Source organism: Erwinia sp. STN24 (genome assembly GCF_041320675.1).
Taxonomy (GTDB): domain Bacteria; phylum Pseudomonadota; class Gammaproteobacteria; order Enterobacterales; family Enterobacteriaceae; genus Erwinia; species Erwinia aeris.
Genome location: NZ_JBGGPM010000001.1, coordinates 475,071 through 492,750, shown reverse-complemented (window position 1 = coordinate 492,750; position 17,680 = coordinate 475,071). Strand labels below are relative to the sequence as shown.

The 17,680-nt window shown below is 60.0% G+C and carries 16 protein-coding genes; 9 read left to right on the top strand and 7 right to left on the bottom strand.

All coding sequences use genetic code 11. From position 1 onward, the window contains the following. Window positions 1–127: 127 nt before the first annotated feature. From ACA373_RS02400 to cho, 4 genes are all read left to right on the top strand, one after another. The gene (locus ACA373_RS02400; RefSeq protein ID WP_253454474.1) at window positions 128–709 is read left to right on the top strand and encodes a TetR/AcrR family transcriptional regulator; all 582 of its coding nucleotides are present in this window, start codon (window positions 128–130) and stop codon (window positions 707–709) included. Then, complete coding sequence (locus ACA373_RS02395) at window positions 706–1,899, top strand: multidrug effflux MFS transporter (RefSeq protein ID WP_301729677.1); 1,194 nt, start codon at window positions 706–708, stop codon at window positions 1,897–1,899. Before ACA373_RS02400 ends, ACA373_RS02395 begins: the two co-directional genes overlap by 4 nt. A 114-nt stretch (window positions 1,900–2,013) precedes the next feature. Beyond that, entirely contained in the window at window positions 2,014–2,841 is an 828-nt protein-coding gene (gene nadE, locus ACA373_RS02390; protein WP_125289736.1) for an ammonia-dependent NAD(+) synthetase, read from the top strand. Between the two features lie 159 nt (window positions 2,842–3,000). Further along, a complete protein-coding gene (cho, locus tag ACA373_RS02385; protein ID WP_370733946.1) occupies window positions 3,001–3,864 on the top strand; it encodes an excinuclease Cho in 864 nt (287 codons plus the stop codon). Between the two features lie 119 nt (window positions 3,865–3,983). On the opposite strand, the gene spy is transcribed toward cho, so the two are convergent. The 5 genes from spy to astA all read right to left on the bottom strand — a co-directional run bounded on the left by spy (window position 3,984) and on the right by astA (window position 9,680). Beyond that, window positions 3,984–4,478 carry an ATP-independent periplasmic protein-refolding chaperone Spy gene (gene spy / locus ACA373_RS02380; RefSeq protein ID WP_253454478.1) on the bottom strand — a complete coding sequence of 165 codons (495 nt, stop codon included), beginning with the start codon at window positions 4,476–4,478 and terminating at the stop codon, window positions 3,984–3,986. A gap of 307 nt (window positions 4,479–4,785) precedes the next feature. Further along, on the bottom strand, window positions 4,786–5,784 hold the full coding sequence (astE, locus tag ACA373_RS02375) for a succinylglutamate desuccinylase (protein ID WP_301251779.1): 999 nt from the start codon (window positions 5,782–5,784) through the stop codon (window positions 4,786–4,788). A gap of 79 nt (window positions 5,785–5,863) precedes the next feature. After that, a complete protein-coding gene (gene astB, locus ACA373_RS02370; RefSeq protein ID WP_253454480.1) occupies window positions 5,864–7,189 on the bottom strand; it encodes an N-succinylarginine dihydrolase in 1,326 nt (441 codons plus the stop codon). Next, a complete protein-coding gene (gene astD, locus ACA373_RS02365; protein WP_370733945.1) occupies window positions 7,186–8,649 on the bottom strand; it encodes a succinylglutamate-semialdehyde dehydrogenase in 1,464 nt (487 codons plus the stop codon). The genes astB and astD overlap by 4 nt, the downstream gene beginning before the upstream one ends. After that, entirely contained in the window at window positions 8,646–9,680 is a 1,035-nt protein-coding gene (gene astA / locus ACA373_RS02360) for an arginine N-succinyltransferase (RefSeq protein ID WP_253454482.1), read from the bottom strand. The genes astD and astA overlap by 4 nt, the downstream gene beginning before the upstream one ends. Before the next feature lie 145 nt (window positions 9,681–9,825). Between astA and ACA373_RS02355 the strand changes: the two genes are divergently transcribed. Beyond that, the gene (locus tag ACA373_RS02355; RefSeq protein WP_301729679.1) at window positions 9,826–10,038 is read left to right on the top strand and encodes a hypothetical protein; all 213 of its coding nucleotides are present in this window, start codon (window positions 9,826–9,828) and stop codon (window positions 10,036–10,038) included. Between the two features lie 108 nt (window positions 10,039–10,146). Here ACA373_RS02355 and ACA373_RS02350 read toward each other — a convergent pair whose 3' ends face one another. Together ACA373_RS02350 and ACA373_RS02345 are read right to left on the bottom strand one after the other, a co-directional pair. Beyond that, window positions 10,147–11,052: a bestrophin family protein gene (locus ACA373_RS02350; RefSeq protein ID WP_253454484.1), complete on the bottom strand. Its 906-nt coding sequence runs from the start codon at window positions 11,050–11,052 to the stop codon at window positions 10,147–10,149. A 90-nt stretch (window positions 11,053–11,142) separates the two neighbouring features. Next, entirely contained in the window at window positions 11,143–12,576 is a 1,434-nt protein-coding gene (locus ACA373_RS02345; protein ID WP_370733944.1) for a YchO/YchP family invasin, read from the bottom strand. Between the two features lie 168 nt (window positions 12,577–12,744). Between ACA373_RS02345 and ACA373_RS02340 the strand changes: the two genes are divergently transcribed. From ACA373_RS02340 to tssM, 4 genes are all read left to right on the top strand, one after another. After that, window positions 12,745–13,290 carry a YbhB/YbcL family Raf kinase inhibitor-like protein gene (locus ACA373_RS02340; protein ID WP_370733943.1) on the top strand — a complete coding sequence of 182 codons (546 nt, stop codon included), beginning with the start codon at window positions 12,745–12,747 and terminating at the stop codon, window positions 13,288–13,290. Between the two features lie 499 nt (window positions 13,291–13,789). Continuing rightward, window positions 13,790–14,278 (top strand): SH3 domain-containing protein, encoded by a 489-nt coding sequence (locus ACA373_RS02335; RefSeq protein WP_125289727.1) that lies wholly within the window; start codon window positions 13,790–13,792, stop codon window positions 14,276–14,278. Between the two features lie 78 nt (window positions 14,279–14,356). Beyond that, window positions 14,357–15,574 (top strand): type IVB secretion system protein IcmH/DotU, encoded by a 1,218-nt coding sequence (gene icmH, locus ACA373_RS02330; protein WP_253454487.1) that lies wholly within the window; start codon window positions 14,357–14,359, stop codon window positions 15,572–15,574. Then, on the top strand, window positions 15,574–17,679 hold the full coding sequence (gene tssM, locus ACA373_RS02325; protein WP_253454488.1) for a type VI secretion system membrane subunit TssM: 2,106 nt from the start codon (window positions 15,574–15,576) through the stop codon (window positions 17,677–17,679). The genes icmH and tssM overlap by 1 nt, the downstream gene beginning before the upstream one ends. Window position 17,680 lies beyond the last annotated feature (1 nt).

Sequence of the window (17,680 nt, the reverse complement as noted above, 5' to 3'; positions counted from 1 at the left end):
TCAACTTTATGGCAGAAAAAAACGCTTACCCCGGCCGGATAAAGACGCTTATAATGCCGCCCCCGAGAATGAACGTTCATTCTCAAACGGCGCCTGCGCCTTTTGTCATTGCCCAGCGCGAGGGAGTATGAGCCAACCCAATCCAACCCGCGACGCCCGCCATCGGCAGCGTCAGGACGAAATTATCGCTGCCGGTCGTCGCTGCTTCCGCCAGTCCGGCTTTCACGGGGCCAGCATGGCGCAGCTGGCCGCCGAGGCGCGGCTTAGCGTAGGTCAGATCTATCGCTATTTTGCCAGCAAAGACGCGATTATCGAGGAGATGGTCAGGCGCATTATCGATGCCCGCCTGCAACATATCAAAGAGACCGCTACCGCCGATCTGCCTCGCCTGCTTGCCTGGCGTCACGCGCTTAACGAAGACGACGAGGCGCTGATGAAGGAAGTTGCAGCGGAAGCGACCCGCAATCCGGTCGTGGCCCGCATGATGGCGGAGGCCGACCACCGCATGTTTACCCAGGCCTGCCTTAACGTAAAGCGCGACCATCCCGCTATGAGCGATGAACAAGTGCGCGCCTGCGTAGAGGTCATGGCCGTCCTGACGGAAGGCACGGCCTGGCGACGCCTGACGCCGCAGAAAGCGTCGGCGGAGCGCCTTTACCAGCTTTACCAACACATCAACGCACTACTTTTCACCACAGAGGATCCATGATATCTGCACACCCCAACCGGTTTGGCTATGCCATTACGCTCGGCCTGCTGGCAGCGCTCGGGCCGCTTTGTATCGACCTGTATTTACCTGCCCTGCCCGCGCTTGCCCGCGACCTGGCCGCGCCTACCGCCACCGCCCAGCTTAGTCTGACCGCCGGCCTGATTGGCCTCGGCGCCGGCCAGCTGATATTCGGCCCGATGAGCGATAAATATGGCCGCATCAAGCCGCTGCTGCTGTCGCTGGCGCTGCTGCTGATCGCCTCCGTCGGCTGCGCGATGGCACAGACTATCCACCAGCTGCTGCTGGCGCGCCTGTTTGAAGGGCTTTCCGGCGCAGGCGGCGCGGTGCTTTCCCGCGCTATCGCCAGAGATATGTACAGCGGCCACGACCTGACGCGTTTCTTTGCTTTGCTGATGCTGGTCAACGGCCTGGCGCCCGTCGCCGCGCCGGTGCTGGGCGGCGCGCTGATGACGCTGCTGAGCTGGCGCGGCCTGTTTATGGTGATTGCCGTTATCGCGCTGCTGCTGTTTATTCTGGCGCGCGTAAAACTGCGCGAAACCTTAACGCCGGAACGCCGCAGCCAGGGCAGCCTGTTTTCCGCGTGGGCCGCGCTGGGTCAGGTGGTTATCCACCGTCCCTTTATGGGTTTTTGCCTGACCCAGGGCTTTATGATGGCCGGGATGTTTGCCTATATCGGCGCTTCGCCTTTTGTTTTACAGCAGATTTATGGCCTCTCGCCGCAGGCGTTCAGCTTCTGCTTCGCCGCCAACGGTATCGGCCTGATTATCGCTTCGCAAACCAGCGCGCGCCTCAGCCCGCTGTGGGGTGAATATCGCGTGGTGAAAGGCGCGCTGGTGCTGGCCTTCGTCTCCTCCGCCAGCCTGCTGCTCGCCGGTCTGAGCGGCGCGGCGCTGCCTTTCGTGCTGGTCGCCCTGTTCTTCAGCGTGGCGAGCAACGGCGCGGTCGGCGTGGCTGCCGCCTCGCTGGCGATGCAGAGTCAGGGCCATCGCGCCGGCAGCGCTTCCGCCGTGCTGGGCGTAGTGATGTTTACCCTGGGCGGTATCGCCGTGCCGGTGACGGGTATCGGCGGCACCTCGGTGTTGACCATGACCGCCACCATCTTCGGCTGCTATATGCTGGCCATCGCCATGTTCGTTTTGGTAGCGCAAAAACCGAAAAAGCCTGATTAATCAATAAAAGGCGCGTAAATAGCGGGTTCAACCTTGTTGTTTCGCGCCTGGCACGTTAATTTTAAGACAGAGGTTTTCGGCAACTGCCCTGACACTAAATCTGAGGAGAGGTAAATGGCTCTGCAACAGGAAATTATCGAAGCGCTGGGGGTTAAACCCACTATTGATGCACAGCAGGAAATTCGCACCAGCGTCGACTTTCTGAAAGCGTACCTGAAGGCTTACCCGTTTATTAAGTCGCTGGTGCTGGGTATCAGCGGCGGTCAGGACTCCACGCTGGCCGGCAAGCTTAGTCAGCTCGCCATCAGCGAGCTGCGTGAAGAGACCGGCAATCAGGACTATCAGTTTATCGCCGTGCGTCTGCCCTACGGCAACCAGGCGGACGAACAGGACTGCCAGGACGCGCTGCAGTTTATTCAGGCCGATCGCGTGCTGACGGTTAACATCAAAGAAGCGGTGCTGGCCAGCGAAAAAGCGCTGCGCGATACGGGTATCAACCTCTCTGATTTCGTGCGCGGCAATGAAAAAGCGCGTGAAAGGATGAAGGCGCAGTACAGCATTGCCGGTATGACTTCCGGCGTGGTAGTGGGAACGGATCACGCCGCGGAAGCGGTGACGGGCTTCTTTACCAAATACGGCGACGGCGGCACGGATATCAACCCGCTGTTCCGCCTGAACAAAGGCCAGGGCAAACAGCTGCTGAAAGCGCTGGGCTGCCCGGAGCACCTCTACCTTAAACAGCCGACCGCCGATCTGGAGGACGATCGTCCCGGTTTGCAGGATGAAGTGGCGCTGGGCGTGACCTATGAGATGATCGACCAGTATCTGGAAGGCAAGAAGATTGCCGACGACGCGGCGAAAATTATTGAGGGCTGGTATCTGAAAACCGAGCACAAACGCCGTCCGCCGATTACCGTATTTGATGACTTCTGGAAAAAATAAACCCGCCGGGCGGCTTTCCGGTCGCCCGCTTTTTTACGTTATTTTCCCTCTTTTCGTCGCTTGCCGTCAGCGGCATGTTGATTACCAGCGCGATCCGACTCTTTTTTATCCAGCAAACGCCTGATACACTGTATAAGCAAACAGTAAGCGGAGTGCAATGTGGTCAGACGTCAAGCCAGCCATCGCCTGTCTTTTGAACCGGCGGCAATTTATCAGTATCCCGAACACCTGCGGCCTTCGCTGGAAGGTCTGCCTTCCCTGCCCGGCGTGTATACCTTTCATGGCGACAGCGAATCCCTGCCGCTGTATATCGGTAAAAGCGTCAATTTGCGCAGCCGGGTAATGTCCCATTTTCGTACGCCGGACGAGGCGAAAATGCTGCGCCAGGCGCGTTACGTCAGCTATATCACCACGGCGGGCGAACTGGGCGCGCTGTTACTGGAAGCGCAGATGATCAAGGTGCAGCAGCCTTTGTTCAATAAGCGCCTGCGCAAAAACCGCCAGCTTTGCTCGCTGCTGATAAGCGATCTGAAGCCCAGCGTGGTTTACGCCAAAGAAGTCGATTTTTCCCATACTTCCGATCTGTTTGGCCTTTACTCCAGCCGCCGATCGGCGCTGGAAACGCTACAGAAAATCGCCGACGAACAGCGGCTTTGCCTGGGCCTGCTGGGGCTGGAGAACGTCAGCAAAGGCCGCGCCTGTTTTCGCGCCAGCCTGGGCCGCTGTGCGGGCGCCTGCTGCGGTAAAGAGACGCCGGAAGCCCATCACGAGAGGCTGCTGGCCGCGCTGGAACGCGTGCGCGTGCAGTGCTGGCCCTGGGAGGGCGCTGTCGGCGTGGTGGAGGAAGGCCCGCTGAAAACGCAGATCCACGTGATCAATAACTGGTTTTACCTTGGCTCGGTGGATGATATCAGCCAGGCGGGCAAGCTGACCTCCACGCCACAGGGTTTCGACAGCGACGGCTATAAAATCCTCTGCAAGCCCATCGTCAGCGGCAAGTTCCCGATCGTTCCGCTTGGCTGACGCCACGTCAGCGCCGACAGCCAGATAAACGAAACCGCCGACGCTGCTCCCTGGTTCAGGAAACAACGTCGGCGGTCTCAGGCGTGGCCTGCCAGGCGATCGCACCCGGCGGCTAAGGCTTATTCAGCGGCCGGTGCGGCTGGCGCAGGCTCGCCGTGGTGCGGCTTCTCGGTCAGACGTTTTTCGAAGTTCGCATTGAACTGTTTTTTCTGCTCCGGCGTCAGCACGTTATACATTTTGTTCTGCGTTTCCAGCATGGAAAGCGCACGGGCTTTGCCGTTAGCCGACATTTTCTCCGCCTGCGCTTCCGCTTTGGCCTTGTCGAAGCTGTCAGCCGCGATGATGCTGTGCAGCGTGCGGCGCTCTTCCAGGGAAGGACGCGGCATCTCTTTATGCGCCTCTTTCATGATGCTGCGCATCTGCTCTTTCTGCGCATCCGTCAGATTCAGGCCTTTGAACATCTCGTGCGGCCCACCGTGGCGAGGCGGCTTGTGCATCATTGGTTTATCTGCGCCAGCCGGTGCCGGCGTGATGTTATCTGCTGCGGCATGAACAATATTCGCCGCGCCCATTGCCAGTGTCATAGCTACAACCAGAGAAGTTAATTTACGCATACTATTTTCCTTTTGCATTTCTGTGACGACAGCGTTGTCGTAATGTCGGGATTCAGTTTATTGCGCTGAACGTCAAGTAGTCAGAACGTGGGTAAAGCCTTGAAAGCATAAAAGATAAAAAAGCGGCAATCATGGAGAGAATGCGAAGATTATGGTGAGGAATTGCAAAAGGATATGTATTTAGCGCGTTTAATGCAGAAATTGTGGAGGAGTGTAATACAGCCGACAGGAACGAGAAAGGAAAAAGTAAGGCGGGACGACCACCGACGGGCTGGCATGAAGCGTCCCGGTCGGCGTCGTTGCGTTATCAGCTGCTGCCGCTGGTTTCATTATGGGCGTTATCTTCCACCAGCATCAATCCGGCGCGCTGCCCTTTCGCCACGTCGGGATTGGGGAAAAGAACATATTCCCGCGCCTGCTGCACGTAGCAGCGTTTGTCACCATCCTCCGCCAGCAGCGTGCCCTGCGGGAAAGCGGTAAAGTTCAGCGTTTCCGCGCCCATATGCAGCACGAAAGCCTCGGTAAAACGGGTGATCTGCTGCGAAACCCGATAGCGCTGCGGCGGCTCGCCCACGGGCGGTAAAGGTTCACCGGAGAGCAAAGCGGCCAGCGCGTCGCGCGCGGCGCTAAAAAGCGTTAAATCGTTGCGGCCAAAAGGCAGCGCTTTACCTAACTCCAGCGTGCAGCTGGCGGCGTTAAAGTGCTGCGAACTGTAATGCGTAAAGGTGCCGCCCGGTGAGCGATGGAACACCAGCGCCTCAAGTCCGGCCGCGCTCAGCCAGTGCAGGAAGGCGTCCGGCCAGGGCGTTTCACGCAGCGGCATGACGCCGAAGCGGCTGTGCCAGGAGCCGCGAATGGCGGTATGCAAATCCAGATGCCAGCGGCTCTCTTCGGTGCAGCTCACCTGCCAGAACGTCTCCAGCGCCTGTTCCAGTCGCCAGGCGCGCCGCGCTTCGGGATGGTCATCGTACTGCTGCCAGCGGCCGCCGAACAGCCGGTTGAGATCGCAATGGCGATAGCGTTTGCCGCTGGCGATCGCTTCCGGGTTGCCCAGAATAACCAGCACGCGCGCCTTGAGCGGCCGCTTGCCCGCCAGCAGCTCGCCGACCAGCTGGTTCAGGATTTCAATGGGCGCGGTTTCGTTGCCGTGGATCCCGGCGGAGATCACCAGCGCCTGCGTACAGGGCTGATGCGGATTAAGTTCAAGAATGCCGTGGTCCAGCCACTGCCAGCTTAGCTGGTCGTTGCGGCCGGAAACTTGTGCAGGCGGCTCTGTGCTTAACGTCTGCTGAAGAAAGTCCTGCATAGGTTCTCCTTATTATAGTTCTCCCTGCGACTGCCAGCGCGCGCCCGGGGTCAGCCCGACGCGCCCTGTTCCTCCCTGATTAGCGTTGGAAAGAGTAGATACTTCCTAAGTCTAGCATCTTAGTCAGCTCATCCAGCGCTTCGCGGTTTTCCGTGAGCAGCTGCGGGTCAGCCAGATCCGCCTGGCAAAGCCTGTCGCGGTAGTGGCGATCCACCCACGCATTGAGCAAGGTAAACAGCGTATCGGTCAGCATCACCGCCGGATTGACCGCCGCCAGCTCCGCCTCGTTCATCACCACGCGCAGCCGCAGGCAGGCTGGCCCACCGCCGTTGCCCATGCTTTCCCGCAGGTCGAAGACGTGCAGCTCGTCGATCGCGCCGCCTTCCGTGAGTTCGTTCAGCCAGCGCCAGACGCCGTCGTGCCGACGCGCCTCTTCCGGCAGCGCCAGCAGCATTTTGCCGTCCGGCTTGCTTAACAGCTGGCTGTTAAACAGATAGGTGGCGACGGCGTCGCTGACGCTGACCCGCGCATCCGGCACCACCACCGGCGTAAAGCCCGGCAGCCTTTCACGCAGCCGATCGAACAGCGCCTGCTGCTCCAGAAAAGCCAGCTCGTGACAGAACAGCACCTGCTGATTGCTGACGGCGATCACATCGTTGTGGAATACGCCCTGGTCAATCACCGCCGGATTCTGCTGCGCAAACAGCGTCCGGTTCGGATCAAGCTGATGCAGCCGCGCCACCGCCTGGCTTGCCTCCAGCGTTTGCCGCGCCGGATAGCGTGCCGGGATTAGGCCGCCGCCGCCCTCTTCGCGTCCATAAACGAACAGCTGTACGCCCGGCTCGCCGTAGCCCGCGCTGAAACGATTATGGTTGGCCGCGCCTTCATCGCCAAACATCGCAACCTGCGGCAAGGCGTCATGGACGCAGAAGTGGCGCACGTCGCGGAACATCGCGCGCAGTATCGCGCCCGTGGTGGGCGCTTCCAGCGAGCGGTGAAATTTGTTGTTCAGGTTCGCCACGGTCAAATGCACGCGGCTGTCGGCGCTGTCGGCGGAAGGCGAGACGGTAGCGGCGTTAGCGACCCACATTGCCGAAGCGGAACTGACCGCCGACAGCAGCATCGGGGCCTGCGCGGCCGCTTTCGCCAGCACCTGCGGCTCGGTGCCGCTGAAGCCCAGCTGGCGCAGTGCCGCCATGTTCGGCCTTTCGTGCGGTGGGATCACGCCCTGCGCAAAGCCCCTGTCGGCCAGCGCCTTCATTTTCAACAGGCCCTGCTTTGCCGCCAGTTTGGGGTCAGAGAGCTGATGCTGATGCCGGGAGGAGGCTTCATTGCCAAACGACAGCCCGGCATAGTGATGGGTTAAACCGGGCAGGCCGTCAAAATTGACTTCGCGGGCGCTCATGATGCTTCTCCTGTGGGGCTGAAATCCAGGCCGGGCGACAGCGCGGCGGGCAGCGAAAGATCGGCCGAGGCCAGCGAAGCCAGCGGCCACGCACAGTAGTCCGCCGCGTAAAACGCACCGGGACGATGGTTGCCGGACGCGCCGATGCCGCCGAAAGGTGCGGTGCTGGCCGCGCCGGTCAGCGGTTTGTTCCAGTTGACGATCCCGGCTCGCGCCTCGATCAGCAGCCGATCAAACAGCTCGCGATGCGGCGAAATCAACCCGCAGGAAAGACCGTAGCGGGTGGCGTTGGCAATGCGGATCGCCTGGCTGAAGTCGTCATAGCGGATCACCGCCAGCAGCGGCCCGAACACTTCTTCGTCCGGCAGCGTCAGCGCCGTCACGTCGATGATGCCCGGCGTCAGGATAGCGCTCGTTTTCGACGGCCAGCGCATCGGCAGCAGCACTTCGCCGCCCGCCGCCACGCGCGATTGCCATTCCCCGTAAATGTGCTCCGCCGCCTGCGGCGAAATCACGCTGCCCATAAAAGGCTGCGGATCGGCGTCCCAGCGTCCCGGCTCGATTTTTGCCGCCACCGCCGCCAGGCGGGCAAGAAACGCATCGCCCTGCGCGCCACGCTTCACCAACAGCCGACGCGCGCAGGTGCAGCGCTGTCCCGCCGTGATAAAGGCCGACTGAATAGTAAGATGAACAGCGGCGTCGATCGACTGCGGATCCTCGACGATCAGCGCGTTGTTGCCGCCCATCTCCAGCGCCAGCATTTTTTCCGGCTGGCCGGCGAACTGCCTGTGCAGCTGATAGCCGGTCGCCGCGCTGCCGGTAAAAAGCACGCCGTCCAGCGAGGACTGCGTCAGCGTCCTGCCACAGTCGCCGCCGCCCTGCAGCAGATTCAGCACGCCGTCCGGCAGCCCCGCCTGCTGCCAAAGCCTGACCGTCTGCTCGGCGGTCATCGGCGTCAGCTCGCTGGGTTTGAACACGACGGTATTTCCGGCCAGCAGCGCGGGCACGATATGCCCGTTCGGCAGATGGCCGGGGAAGTTATACGGGCCTAAAACCGCCAGCACGCCGTGCGGCCGGTGCCGCAGCTCGCTGTCGCCCTGCTGCGCTTCTCCGGTGCGGGCGTGATAAGCGCTGACGGAGATGGCGATTTTATTGATCATCGCCTGCACTTCCGTGGCGGCTTCCCAGCGCGGCTTGCCGGTTTCCCGGGCGATAGTGGCGGCCAGCTCTGTCTGATGTTGCAAAAGCAGCGTGGCAAAGCGTTCCGCCAGCGCGACGCGTTCCGCAAAGGGACGTTTCGCCCAGCCGGGAAAGGCGGCGCGGGCCGCCTCGACCGCCGTCGTTATTTGTGCCTGACTGGCGGCCCGGCCCTGCCACAGCGGCCGCGCGTCGATCGGATCCTGCTTGCTGAGCGCTTCGCCGTCGCCGGTCAACCACGCTCCGTTAATAAAATGGGTCATGCTTTTTTCTCCTCGCAGCCCAGAGTGACCACGCGCAGGCTGTCGCCCTGCCCGCAACGTAAAACAGCCGCCTGTTCCGGCGTCAGCGCCAGCGTGTCCGCATGCGGGTCGGCGTTGAGCAACACGACGCGAAAATCTTCGTAGCGCTCGTTACCCACCAGGCAAAGCGGCAGCCTGTCGCTCCCTGCCGGCCCGATCGCCGCGCGCAGCTGCCGACTTTTGCGGATCGCCCGCACGCGATCGATATCGCATTCCAGCGTTGGGCCGCCGTCAAAAATATCCACATAGTTTTGATAGCGAAACCCTTCTGCCTCCAGCACCGCGCGCGCCGGTGCGGTTTGCGGATGGGTCTGCCCGATGGTGGCCTGCGCTTCGGCAGAGAGATAGTCGATATAAAGCGGATGCTTGGGCATCAGCTCGGCAATAAAGGTTTTTTTGCCGGTGCCGCTCAGGTAGTCGGCGGTGGTAAAAGAGATGGAAAAAAAGCGGCTGCCTACGCTCTCCCAGAAAGGTGAATGCCCGTTTTCGTCGCTGACGCCGCGCATCTCCGCCACGACTTTTTGCATAAAGCGGTGGCGGAAGGCGGCCATAAACAGAAAGCGGGATTTCGAGAGCAGATAGCCGTTTTTACCGCTGCGGTAATCGGGATCGAGAAACAGTGTGCAGAGTTCGCTGCTGCCGGTGTGATCGTTACTGAGCGACAGCGTAGGCAGCACTTTGTAGACGTTCAGTTCGCGCGAGGCGTGCACCTGGGTGCCGACGCGAAAGTTATACCAGGGATCCTGCATACCAACCGCCACCTCGATGGCGCAAATCCCGATTACGCGGCGCGTCGCCAGCTCTTCCAGCACAAAGACATAGCCCTGATCGGCCTGCGGCAGCTGGCCGCGCCAGGTTTGTATTGAGCGCTCAATCCTTGCGCTCAGCGTGGCGCTGTCGGCAGGCAGCGACGTCAGCCCGCCGCCGGTTTTACCGGCCAGCGTCATTAACTGCGCCAGGTCGTCGTGCTCTACGGGACGGATGACCATCATGATAACGCTCCTCGCGCGCGGCAGGTAAATTAAAAGTTTCAATAATGTTAATTTGGTGTACCACACTGTATGTTGCAGACTTTATGCCAGCCAGTACAAAAATGAATAAAAAAAGTGATAAAAAGAAAAATCAAAGAGATAGGATATGTCGCTATTCACTTTAATTGCATATAAAGTGAATAACGCTCAGGCGGTGCGGGCTGGCGAGACGGTAAAACAGCACGGTTATGCAACTGAACCAGTAAATAATGTTTTTGTGATCGCGAACGTCAATTATCAATCGCCCGGCACAAAGCGCGCACCTCGGGCGTGCAGTACGCACCAGAAAACAGCGCGGCTGAACGCCTGCGTCAGGTAACAGAAAATAGCGCGGCTGGACGCCTGCGTCAGGTAACAAAAAATAGCGTGGGCCTGGTGCCTGTAGCAAACATGCAGCACGCATCAGAAAACAGCGTGGGTCAGGTGCCTATGTCAGGCGATAGTACCGATCGGGAACCGGCGCTTCGGGGAGTTCGCGCTGGTTGTTCATCTCCAGCAGATTGATTTCTATATTGGTGCACATCGCATCCATCGGCAGATGGTTGTTGGCGTAGCCGAAAGGCATTTCCAGCTCCTCCGCCAGCGTATCCAGCGAAAGAAAGCTATAGGCGATAAAAACCGACACCAGCGGCGTCATATAGTGCAGATCCGGCACCAGCGCGAAAGGCAGCAGCGTACAGAACAGGTAAACGGTGCGGTGCAGCAGCAGGCCATAGGCGAACGGCACCGGCACGCTGGCCAGCCGCTCGCAGCCGCCCAGCACCAGCGAAAGCTGATGGATGCTGTTATCCAGCTGCGCGTAAACGATATCCGAGATCGCTCCGCTGCGGCGCTGGTCGGCCAGCCACTGGGATATTTTCAGTTCAATCGCATTGGTACGCGCGCGTCGCCGCAGGATGTCTTCGGCTTCGTCGCCCAGAAAACGGTTGAGATCCTCCCGCGCATCGGTGCGCCTGAGCTGGTGCTTGAGGCTATAGCAAAAGGCCATCAGCAAAGCGGCGATACGCGGCGCATCGGCCGGCGAGATCGCCAGCACCTGGCGCTGAATATCGCGGCAGGTAATCAGCAGGCTGCCCCAGAGCTGCCGCGCCTCGGAAAAGCGCGCATAGCAGACGCTGTTGCGAAAACCCAGGAAGATAGCGATGGAGACGCCGAGCAGGCTGAAAGGCGCCAGCGTCAGCTTTACGCCCAGGGTTTCGTACCAGTCCAGGCAGAAAATGGCGATAATCGACATCAGCAGATTCAGGCCAAGCCGGAACAGGATGCCGGGCAGCACGGAGCCGTGCCAGGAAAAAAGGCGAACAAACCAGTGGCGATGAGGACGGACGATCATAATAAGCAGCCGTAATTTTTTTAGAAAGAGTGGCAAATTCCGGCCGCTCTGCCCAGCTATTTCTGTGATAACTGTCACATCAGGCGCTGGTCAGGGCGCCATCAAATTGAACGAGTCCGCGCCGGAAGACTGTAAGGTTACCGGCGGCGTCAGCTTCAGGGTGATCCAGTTCGAGGTCACCCGCTGCTGCCTGCTGTCCTCGACGGTCACCGACAGATGGTATTCGTTGGTCGCTTCCGGCGAGCTGTCCCAGGCCGGAACAATGATGCTCCAGCCGTCCGGGCTGACGTTGTTGGCAGGCGGCGTCAGGCTCAGCGCCTGGGTGTCGCCCTGCCAGCTAATCGCCTTCAGCGGATTCGCCTGGCGAATCTGTAGCTTCAGGGGCAGCGTTTCGCCCGGCTGCACCTGCCACGGCGGCGTTGCCAGAAACACCGACAGCGTTTTCCGCTGGCGGAACTCCATCACCGGCAGATTACTGCGCGTTACCGCGTCGTAGCGGCTGCCGCTGAGCGAACGCGCGGCGGCCACGTTATCCGCCGACAGCTGCTTGCTCAGCGCCACACCGATCTGATAGTTCATTTTTAGCCCAAGCTGATCCTGCGTTTCGCCGCTGTCCGCCGTCTTATGCGAGGCGGTCAGCGTAAACAGCGGCACCGGCGTATAGCTAACGCCCACTTTAATTGCGGCAGGGTTGCTGCTCTGCGTGCCGCTGTTGAACAGATCGACATTGTCGCCCAGATAGCGTTCGTAGCTGAGCGAGACGCCGAGCTGCTGATAGAAAGGCAAATAGCCCTGCGTGGTGATGTCGTAGCCGCGCGCCATCCGCATCTCCTGCGTTGACGAACGCTGCCGCCAGCCGGAAAGCGGCTGATAGTAGTTGGCGGAAAAGCGCAGATAGTGGCTCCAGGCCTCTGCGCCCAGCGATCCACGCCGCTGGTTTTCGGTAAACAGCTCGTCGACAAAGGCGTTGTAGCCCAGCCGCCAGCTACCGGTCAGCCAGCGCTGGCCAAGCCCCGCGTTGCCGACCAGCCCGTCATCCGTCTGCTCAACGCCCAGCTGGCTGAACGTCAGATACTGATAGTTATCCTGCCATGGCGTAAGCAGCTGCGCGGACGAGCCGTCGAAATTGCCGTTGCTGTCCACCAGCAGCGATAAGTTGGCCTGACCGTAGGGAGAAAGAAGCTGTTGCCCTTCGTTTTCAACGCGCTTTGCCGCCTCGTCGCGGAAATGATTAAAGGCCCAGGCGCCCGCCTCGCTGCTCAGCGATTTATCTTCATCGCTGTTCATACTGGCTTCGCCGATGCTTTTCATCGCCTGCGCGATACGCTTTTCCAGCGCCTGATCCGAACCGGTGCTGCTGCTGCCGAGATCGGGCAGCTCACGGGCGAAGCGGGCAGGATCGGCAAAAGGCGCGTCGGCGACGCGGGTCTGCGTCATCAGCGCCTGAGCAAGCGGCGACAGGGCCAGCAGCCCGGCTGTAACCAGCGCTCTGGCGGGAATGGGAAAGGCAGTTATTTTTTTCATCACGTTATCAGCGGTCGTAAAGCCTTTTTCTGAATAAGAAACCTGGATGTAGATCACAAAAAACTAGCTTAACACTTTTATTTTGTCAGCGGCACCCGCCGTGCCTGCTGGCAGAGCGGCGAATTATCAACCAGACTTTGCGCTAACCTCTTAACCCGGAAACCTCTGATGAAAAAAAGTCTGCTCGCAGCGCTGCTGCTGACGGCCGCGTCCGCGTCTGCCGCCCCGGTTTTTACGCTCAGCTCCCCCGATTTTAACGATAACGCGCTGATGGCGAAAAAATTCGCCGGCGCCGCCAAAGGCAACGCCAGCTGTACGGGAGAAAACATTTCGCCGGCGCTGAGCTGGAATAACCCGCCTGAAGGCACCAAAAGCTTTGCGCTGGTGGTGACCGATCCTGTAGGCGCTAAGGGGCTGGGCGTCGATCATCTGGTGGCCTACAACATTCCTTTTCAGCGCACCAGCTTTGCCCAGGGCGAGCTGACCAGCGGCAAAGGCTATACGGGCGGGAAAAATTCGCCGGGCACTCTGCGCTATCACGGCCCGTGCCCGCCGGTCGGCAGCGGCGAGCATCATTATAACTTCACGCTGATCGCCACCGATTTACCGGCAAACGGACTGGAGCAGGGCTTAACGCGCGAGGCGCTGTTTAGCCGACTGAAGGGCCATACGCTGGGCGCCGCTGGCCTGATTGGACGTTTTGGCAACGGTTAACCGTGAGCGTTGAGCGCGTACGCTCCGGTATGCTTTTCCCGTAAGGATTGCCATTGCGAGCCAGGCACTCCGGCGCGGTTAGTATGATGCGCCAGGCGTGCCGGCACGGTCAGCCGCCGTTGTGCCATGGCGACCCAAAGTGACAGCGTCACTTATAGCCTGCGGATCGGCAGCCTTTAATGCAGTAACCAGGCAGGAAGGATTTAGCCCGATGAGAGAGGAATAAAGGCGCCGCTAACGCGCATTCGATTCACCTGTTTGAAAAAGAGGAACAGGCAATATCCGGGCACTTTATTCCGCTAAACGGGTCAATATCGCCGGGCGGCTGTCAATAACATGTTACGCCCCCGTTCGCAATTGTTCCCATTCTCAAAAGCGTCATGTAGACTAAATACAAATTTATCTTTCTGTAAAACAGAATGATTTTCACGTGGCGGCCCTGCCGTCCGTGAAGAGTGGATTGTAGCCGTAACCACTGACGATATTCACGAGGATCAATGTGAAAATAAGCATCGCGTTAACTCTGCTGGCAGCGCTCGCCCTGTCGGCCTGTAAGGCTCCTGCTCCTGCCGTCACGGACGATACGCTGGTCACTTCCAGCGTTGACGGCGTGACCCTGACGCATCGTCATGCGATCCAGGCTCCTCAATCCTTTACGCCAGTCAATGAAACCTATCGGGCGCTGTACAACGCTTCCGTTATGAACCGTCCTGATTTCGGCGGCAGCCTGGTTCGCTACCTGGAAAACGGCAAGCCTTTCACCGTGCTGGGCGAGGTGGAAAACCACTGGCTGGCTATCGCCGAACCGGATCAGCAGGAGCTGATCGGCTACGTACCTTTCAAAGCCGGCGTGAAAAGCGAACTTTATGACGCCACGCTGCGTAGCGATCGGCCACGCCCGCGCAAAACCAAAAAAGTGTGCGTTGACGTCGGCGGACAAAGCAAAGCCTGTCGCAATAACGACACGGCCACCTGGATCCTGGAATAGGCGCGGTCCGCAGGGATCGCCCACTCAGAGAAAGCAAAAGGCGCCTTGCCCGCCACCTGGATGAGAAAGTAAAGCCTGATGACCCCGGAACACCATGCTGACGCGCCTGCCACCGTCAGCCAGGAAAACCCGCTACTCGCCGCCGCCGCGCCTTTGCTGAACGCAATTGTGCAGATCCGCCTGGCGGCAACCCATGACGATCCCGCTGGCCTGCGCCAACAGCTGGTGGATGAGATCCGCCAGTTTGAGACGCGCTGTAAACAGGCTGGCCTGCCGTTCGATATGATTATAGGCGCCCGCTACTGCCTGTGCAGCGCGCTGGACGAGGCCGCGGCCCAGACGCCCTGGGGCACGCGCGGCGTCTGGTCAGGCAATGGCCTGCTGGTGACGTTTCATAATGAAAGCTGGGGCGGCGAAAAAGTGTTTCAGCTGCTGTCCCGCATCTCGCAGACGCCGGCGCAGCACCTGTGGCTGCTTGAAACCATCCACTATTGCCTGCTGCTGGGCTATGAAGGCCGCTACCGCGCGGTAGAGCAAGGCCGGTTGCAGCGCGACGCTATCCGCACCCGTCTGGCCCAGCTGATTACCGACACGCGCGGCGCGCTGCCGCCGCCCATGCAGCCGCAGCCGCAGCAACCCGTCGGGCAAAATACGCTGTGGCGTCCGCCGGTTCCGCTTTGGGCCAGCGTGGCGCTGGCCGCTTTTCTCGCCGGTCTGATCTACTCGGGGCTTAACTGGCGGCTGGGCAATGCCGCTGAACCGCTGCTGCGTGCCATTTGGGAAACGCCGCTGCCCAGTAACGAAATTGCCCGTAGCAGTTCGGCTCAGGCGCTGCTGGATCTGCGGCAACGGCTGGACGACCTGATTGCGGCACGGCAGCTCGACGTGGCCGACGGCACTAACGGCAGCAAGGTCATTATCGCCTCTGATAAGCTTTTCCGCCCAGCGGGCAGCGATCTGCTGCCTGAAGGCCGCGCGCTGATCACTCGCGTTTCGGCCGCAATGGACAATATCAAAGGCACCGTGCTGGTCAGCGTCTATACCGATAATCAGCCCGTGCGCTCCGCCCATTTCGCCTCTAACTATGAATATTCGCTTGCGCAGGCCCACACCGTCAGCGCGCTGATGCGTCAGCAGATGCTGGAGCCGAATCATCTTATCCGCAGCGAAGGCCGTGGCGACAGCAATCCGCTGCTGCCCAACGACAGCAGCGAAAACCGGGCGCGCAATCGTCGGGTAGAAATCGTGCTGTTACCGGCACCTGAAGTCCAATCCAGTCAGGCGGAGAAATACTGATGCCTTCCCTTCTCTTTTCTCTTTTTTCCAGCCGCTTGCTGTGGGGCTTTTTCGGCATTACGGCGCTTTGTGCGCTGATCTGGATGACCGGGCCGCTGCTGTCGCTGAACGATATTCACTGGCTGGAAAGCAGCATTAACCGCCAGATAGCCATTGGCCTGTGCTATTTTTTGTGGATCCTTTTCCAGCTGATCCCCCAGCTTTATCGCGCCTGGTTTAACAGCAAGCTGCTGAACAATCTGCAAAAATATAACCTTGACCACGCCGAGCAGGCGGCGGCGGAAGAGCTGCTCAGCGCGCTGTTCAGCGAGGCGGCGACTCTGCTGAAGAAAAAGCATTTTCCCGGCCGCAATCGTCATCGCGGCTGGCTGCAACGGTTTAGCGCGCAGTATCTCTATCAGCTGCCCTGGTACATCATCGTCGGCGCGCCGGGCGCGGGTAAGACCACGGCGCTGCTGAATTCCGGACTGGAGTTCCCGCTGGGCGACACGCTGGGCAGAAGCGCGCTGCGCGGCGTAGGCGGCACCCGCCACTGCGACTGGTGGTTTACCGAAGAAGCCGTGCTGCTGGATACCGCCGGACGCTATACGCTACAGGAGAGTCAGCGCGCCAGAGACGCCAGCGAATGGCAAACCTTTATCTCGCTGCTGAAGCGCTACCGCGCCCGCCAGCCTATTAACGGCGTGATCATGACCATCAGCGTGGCCGATCTGCTTAGCGATTCGGCCGACGCGCGCTACGTGCAGGCAACCGCGCTGCGCAGCCGCATGAAAGAGCTGCACCAGCAGACCGGCATTCACTTTCCGGTGTATGTCATGGTGACCAAAACCGATCTGCTGAAAGGATTTATGAGCTACAACGGCTCTCTGGATAAAAGCCAGCGCGACGGGATCTGGGGCTTTACCTTCCCGTGGGAGCCCGATCGCCTCAGCGAACCGACCATTGGCGCCCAGTTTGACCGGCAGTTCCGCGAGCTGACGGCACGCCTTCAGGCCGATTTGGCCGGAAAGATGGCAAAAGAGAGCGATTTGACCCAGCGCGCGGACTGCTTTTTGTTTCCGCAGGAGTTTGCCTCGCTGCGGCCCCTGCTGGCGGAGTATCTGGAGATCGTCTTTGCGCCGGAAAAAGACGGCCTGCCCTGGGCGCCGCGCGGCCTGTTTTTCACCAGCGGCACGCAGGAGGGTCTGCCTTTCGACCGCATTATGGGCGAGCTGACGCGCAAGCTACAGCTGCCGCAGGCCACCAGCCACTCTATCGCCAGCTGGGATACGGTGCACCGCAACGCGCCGATCCCGGCTAATAAAGGGCAAAGCTATTTTATCCATTCCCTGCTCAGGGATCTGATTTTCCAGGAGAGCGGCCTTGCCGGCAGCGATCGCACCTGGGAACACCGTAATCGGCTGCTGCACTGGGCCAGCTACGCCTCGCTGGCGCTGGCGCTGCTGATCGCTACGCTGTTCTGGACCACCAGTTATTATAAAAATCAGCGCTATCTGCAGCAGGTGGAGGCCCGCCTTGAGCCGGTTGATAAGCAGGCGCAGCGGCTGGTGAACAATAACACCGGCGATATCCTGGATCTGCTACCCTTCTTAAATAGCCTGGTTGCCCTGCCGCAAAGCGACAGCTTCTCGCTGGACGATCCGCCGTTGAGTATGCGGGCGGGGCTTTACCGTGGTGACCAGATCGGCACGGCCGCGCTGGGCTTTTATCAAAATGCGCTAAAGACGCTGTTGCTGCCGCGAGTGGCGCAGAATATTACCGAGGCGCTGCGTAATGATAAGGGCGACGACAGCGATTTCAGCCGCAACGCCCTGCGCGCTTACCAGATGCTTTATCAGCCGCGCAGCTACGATGGCGAGTTCTTACGCGGCTGGGTGATGCAGAATTTGCAGCGAACGCTACCCGCCAGCGTAACGACCCGGCAGCTTCAGCAGCTGGACTGGCATTTAAGCCAGCTGTTGGATCGCCAGATCCAGACCTCGCCGTTTGTCAGAGACAACGCGCTGATTATGCGCAAGCTGGCCGTGAGTATTGACAGCGCGGGCAAGCAGGACGCCGGCACCGCGGCAACCTCTGGTTCGTCGGTTCAGGCCACGAACCCTTAGC

What these genes read in the sequence shown, in the direction of transcription:
- ACA373_RS02400 (WP_253454474.1), top strand. Translation starts at nt 128, where the DNA reads ATGAGCCAACCCAATCCAACCCGCGACGCCCGCCATCGGCAGCGTCAG.
- ACA373_RS02395 (WP_301729677.1), top strand. Translation starts at nt 706, where the DNA reads ATGATATCTGCACACCCCAACCGGTTTGGCTATGCCATTACGCTCGGC.
- nadE (WP_125289736.1), top strand. Translation starts at nt 2,014, where the DNA reads ATGGCTCTGCAACAGGAAATTATCGAAGCGCTGGGGGTTAAACCCACT.
- spy (WP_253454478.1), bottom strand. Translation starts at nt 4,478, where the DNA reads ATGCGTAAATTAACTTCTCTGGTTGTAGCTATGACACTGGCAATGGGC.
- astE (WP_301251779.1), bottom strand. Translation starts at nt 5,784, where the DNA reads ATGCAGGACTTTCTTCAGCAGACGTTAAGCACAGAGCCGCCTGCACAA.
- astB (WP_253454480.1), bottom strand. Translation starts at nt 7,189, where the DNA reads ATGAGCGCCCGCGAAGTCAATTTTGACGGCCTGCCCGGTTTAACCCAT.
- astD (WP_370733945.1), bottom strand. Translation starts at nt 8,649, where the DNA reads ATGACCCATTTTATTAACGGAGCGTGGTTGACCGGCGACGGCGAAGCG.
- astA (WP_253454482.1), bottom strand. Translation starts at nt 9,680, where the DNA reads ATGATGGTCATCCGTCCCGTAGAGCACGACGACCTGGCGCAGTTAATG.
- ACA373_RS02355 (WP_301729679.1), top strand. Translation starts at nt 9,826, where the DNA reads ATGTCGCTATTCACTTTAATTGCATATAAAGTGAATAACGCTCAGGCG.
- ACA373_RS02350 (WP_253454484.1), bottom strand. Translation starts at nt 11,052, where the DNA reads ATGATCGTCCGTCCTCATCGCCACTGGTTTGTTCGCCTTTTTTCCTGG.
- ACA373_RS02345 (WP_370733944.1), bottom strand. Translation starts at nt 12,576, where the DNA reads ATGAAAAAAATAACTGCCTTTCCCATTCCCGCCAGAGCGCTGGTTACA.
- ACA373_RS02340 (WP_370733943.1), top strand. Translation starts at nt 12,745, where the DNA reads ATGAAAAAAAGTCTGCTCGCAGCGCTGCTGCTGACGGCCGCGTCCGCG.
- icmH (WP_253454487.1), top strand. Translation starts at nt 14,357, where the DNA reads ATGACCCCGGAACACCATGCTGACGCGCCTGCCACCGTCAGCCAGGAA.
- tssM (WP_253454488.1), top strand. Translation starts at nt 15,574, where the DNA reads ATGCCTTCCCTTCTCTTTTCTCTTTTTTCCAGCCGCTTGCTGTGGGGC.